Source organism: Polynucleobacter sp. 39-46-10, assembly GCF_002282275.1.
Map to the genome: position 1 here is coordinate 1 of NZ_NCJB01000223.1, position 4,043 is coordinate 4,043.

The window sequence follows — 4,043 nt, forward strand, 5'->3', positions numbered from 1 at the left end:
TTAGCTTGAACTGCTTACTGTACTTGCTCATAAAACAAAACCCCCTTGGTTGGACATAAGGTCCAACTTTTGGGGGTCAGTTCATACGGGTGGCTTTTTTACACCCAGCCTTGGAGCCAGATCTCTGTATTTTTTAAATCACGCCAGGCAATTACCTGAACGCTCTTATCAAATACGGCCTCCAGCTCAACCAGCTCAATGGCAGCTTCTGGTAACTCCGGCAAAATGACTTTACTCACCAGAAAATGTTTTCGTTTGTGTGTCGGCTTTACAGCAGTCCACTTAGTCAGAAGCAGTTTCTTGGGGTTGAGGGGGTTGTGTTCTTTAGAGGGCATTGCACTTCAGTTCTTTTCCGCTGCTGATCAGTTTGCCTGAGCTGGGCGTAAAGATTTGGCTGGACTCCTGAATTTGTCCTGGGCACTTCAGATCAAAATAGCTCAGAGGGCCAAGGCTTCCACAGTAGCCATATTGAAGATCCTGAAACTGCATCTGCGCCTTTTTCAAAATCATCGTTGATTTGGACCCAGCATCATCTATGCATGACCAGGTGGTATACGTTTCTCTTCCGCAGGCTGAAAGCCCTAAGGCAAAAACTAATAGGATGATTTTTCTGAACATTGGCGGCATTAAAAGAGGTGGCGCCAATAAGGCGCCACCATTCAGATCAGATTTAAAGTACCCAGAAGTGATGGGTGCCATCCTTGCCAAGTTGCTCTACCAGTCCAAACTCCCAGTCTAGGTAAGCTTGCATAGCAGCGGGATCTACGCTGGTGCCTTCGTATGGGCGCTTGTAACGATCCATCGGAGGGGACGCTAAGTGGGTAGGACCCTTTTCCATCTCAAGGCCCGCATCCATCCATGCCTTATTGCCACTGGATAAAACAAATACACTAGCCTTTGTTAGCAACTGAATTTCATTGGCAGCAAATACCGCTAGTTCACCGGTAGTACTCGTAAGTACATAACGATTTGCTGTTGGTAGATTTTTCATAGCAGTGGAAAACTGTGAGCGTAGTGCAAACCAGCCACCCGGAATATGACCTTTTACATAATTTGCATGGGTACTAAGATCTATCACAATCGTGTCACCATCATTTTTCAACCATGCAGAAGCAGTGGTTGCATCCACCGTTTGAATCTTTGGTGATGCTGGTAGGGCCTGCTTCCATGGGCCTTTCTCAGTCAGATCAGATTCTTTGATGCCATCAATGACATAGACATCCCATGCCATCTGTGCAAGCCATGAGGCGGGCATGTTTGCTCTAACGCCGCCCGGGTCGGATAGAACAATGCGAGCGCCTCGAACAGGCACAACCATTTCTGTTTCTTGTACCAATTGACCGCCTGGCGTTGAGCGAAATCCAGGAAGATGTCCTGCCTCATATTCTTCAGGTGTTCTTGGATCAAAGAAATAAGTAGTGCGATCAGTTTGGGATTTCCACTGCGCGATATCTGCAAGCGTTACTCGCTTCACTCCCGCTTTGTCAGCAACACTACGTGCGCGTTGTGCGGCTTCACTAGCAGTGCTATCACTCACCTCTGTAAATTTGCGACTTTGGCCCTTATCCAGCTCTTGACCAGCCAAGGTCCAGCCAATAGTGCCATTACGTAATGCATTCACCTCATTGGGGATTCCTGCATTGATCAAGGACTGTGTACCTAAGATGCTACGCGTTCTCCCTGCGCAGTTCACGATGATCTTGGTCTTTGGGTTAGGTGCGAGCTCAGGAACGCGCAAAACCAGTTCGGCGCCAGGCACGCTAATACCAGTAGGGATGCTCATGGTTTGATATTCATCAAAGCGACGCACGTCAACCACTACAACATCTTCTTTGTCATCAAGCAACTTCTTTACTTCTTGCGCGGATAGGGAGGGCGTATGTCTTTTGGATTCTACAAACTCCCCAAAAGATTTGCTGGGCACATTCACATCTTTAAATACTTCACCGCCTGCAGCTTTCCATGCCTTTACTCCGCCCTGAAAAACGGATACATCCAGGTAGCCAAGTTCAGAGAGTCTCTGTGCTGCCAGCTGCGCGGAACCTTCGCCATCATCGAGCGTAACGATTGGCACATCTTTTCTGGGAAGCTTGCTAAGGGCATCAACTTCAATACGGGATAGCGGAAAATTAGCTGCAAATAAAGGATGCTCCTGAGCATGAGGATCTTCTTCGCGCACATCAAGGAATGCAACCTCTTCTTTTTTGAGGAGCTTATTGCGAACAAAAGCGTAGTCTTGATTTTTGATGGACATCATTCTTTTTCTATATTGATTAAGGGGGTCAATTTCGGGGTAAATCTAATTGGGGCGGGGTTTTTAGGGCGTCAGCCCATAAAACAGGCTTATTTCTGTTTTCACGTGTGTCTCCGTTGGTTTTTAATAGTTTTTGTTATTTTGGGGGATTTATAGAATCTAAGAGTTATCCCTGATATCGCCGATCAAATCCTGTGGTTTTTATAGGGATATACTAATTCTGAGCTGATTACTCACACATTGAACGGTTACATAGGAGACAAGATGTCACAACACGATACATTGTTGGCTGCTTTCGAAACTTATAAAGCAGAAAACGAAAAGTTTATTGAAAAGGGTGTTAAGGCATCCGCTGCGCGTGCTCGTAAGGCTTTGCAGGAAATTGCTGGGGCTTGCAAAGAGCGTCGTAAAGAAATTACAGCCACTAAAGAAGCGATGGAAGCGAAGAAGTAATTCTTCTTTCTCCGAATTAAATTCAGCCTAGCCCCCAAAAGGAGCTGGGCTTTATTTTTATTCGCCGACAGAAAATAAGGTTAACTTCATGGCTCTGCTTCTGACTGGCAGCAAGCCTTGATATTCTGGGCTACTAGCCCATGCCTGGGAGTCCGATAGGCTCGGAAACTCTAGTTCTACAAATGCACTAAACGAATCGCACTCCAATTCATTCCAGAGGAATGAACGAAATGATCCTCGGCTTGCAATTTTCCCTTGATATAGGGCTACCGTAGCCCCCACTTGAGACCGATACTCCTCAAATGCCTCTGGGTCATTTACCTGAATGAGGCCAATTACCTTAATCCCCATGCTATCCCCCGAAAAAATATAACAAGTTTATTGGAGCAATACCTCTAGAGACTGATTTTGCTTGCTGGCCATTTTCCCAATGACACAGGCGCTAGCAAAGCCATGCTGTCTAAAGATCTCTATCACAGCGCTCACGGCATCTGCGCTACAAGAAACCAACAGACCACCACTAGTTTGAGGATCGGTGAGAAGCGCTTGTTGTGCGGGGCTAAATTGTTTTGGTAAATGGACCTGTGAGCCGTAGCTTTGCCAGTTGCGATCAGATGCGCCCGTAATGACTCCCTGATCAGCTAGATCCTGAACCTGAGAAATTAGGGGTACTTGTTGCCAGTCAATTTGCGCAGTCAGTTTTGAAGCGCGAGCCAGTTCCAAAGTATGGCCTGCTAGGCCAAAACCGGTCACATCGGTTAAGGCATGTACGCCAGCCAGTTTGGCTAGGTCTGGACCAGCAGAATTTAACTTAGTTGTGTTGGCGATCATCTCTTGGTAGCCTGCACCATCGAGCAGATCTTTCTTGAGGGCGGCAGATAGAATGCCCACTCCCAATGGTTTGCCTAAAATGAGTACATCATCAGCCTCAGCGGCGGCATTACTCTTCACGAGTTTGGGGTCAACAATGCCGATAGCAACTAAGCCGTAAATGGGTTCAACTGAATCAATCGTGTGACCGCCAGCAATCGGAATACCAGCAGATCTACAAGCCTCAGCACCGCCTTCTAAGATTCGGGCAATGGTTGCATTTGATAGCACCTTAATTGGCATGCCAACAAGCGCTAAGGCAAATATTGGAGTGCCGCCCATGGCATAAATATCGCTGATCGCATTCGTGGCAGCAATCTTGCCAAAATCAAATGGATCATCCACGATTGGCATAAAGAAATCCGTTGTGGCAACAATCGCTTGCGACTCATTGATTTGATATACGGCGGCATCATCTGAGGTCTCAATGCCAATCAAGAGCTCTTTAGGAAAGGGTAGTTGTGGA

The 4,043-nt window shown here is 46.8% G+C and carries 6 protein-coding genes; 1 reads left to right on the top strand and 5 read right to left on the bottom strand.

The features are described from left to right. Positions 1–98 precede the first annotated feature (98 nt). The 3 genes from B7X71_RS13105 to B7X71_RS13115 are packed head-to-tail and all read right to left on the bottom strand — an operon-like array spanning position 99 to position 2,257. Positions 99–335, bottom strand: a complete 237-nt coding sequence (locus B7X71_RS13105) for a TIGR02450 family Trp-rich protein (protein WP_293599436.1) — start codon at positions 333–335, stop codon at positions 99–101. Beyond that, positions 325–699, bottom strand: a complete 375-nt coding sequence (locus B7X71_RS13110) for a hypothetical protein (RefSeq protein WP_293600974.1) — start codon at positions 697–699, stop codon at positions 325–327. The genes B7X71_RS13105 and B7X71_RS13110 overlap by 11 nt, the downstream gene beginning before the upstream one ends. Continuing rightward, complete coding sequence (locus B7X71_RS13115) at positions 671–2,257, bottom strand: rhodanese homology domain-containing protein (protein WP_293599438.1); 1,587 nt, start codon at positions 2,255–2,257, stop codon at positions 671–673. Before B7X71_RS13115 ends, B7X71_RS13110 begins: the two co-directional genes overlap by 29 nt. Before the next feature lie 261 nt (positions 2,258–2,518). On the opposite strand from B7X71_RS13115, the gene B7X71_RS13120 reads away from it, so the two are divergent. Continuing rightward, entirely contained in the window at positions 2,519–2,707 is a 189-nt protein-coding gene (locus tag B7X71_RS13120) for a hypothetical protein (protein ID WP_015421310.1), read from the top strand. A 57-nt stretch (positions 2,708–2,764) separates the two neighbouring features. Here the strand turns inward: B7X71_RS13120 and B7X71_RS13125 are convergent, their stop codons facing one another. Both B7X71_RS13125 and selD read right to left on the bottom strand, forming a co-directional pair. Then, entirely contained in the window at positions 2,765–3,058 is a 294-nt protein-coding gene (locus tag B7X71_RS13125; protein ID WP_293598536.1) for a DUF1330 domain-containing protein, read from the bottom strand. Between the two features lie 27 nt (positions 3,059–3,085). Then, a partial coding sequence (gene selD / locus B7X71_RS13130; protein WP_293600975.1) for a selenide, water dikinase SelD occupies positions 3,086–4,043 on the bottom strand: 958 nt, incomplete at its 5' end.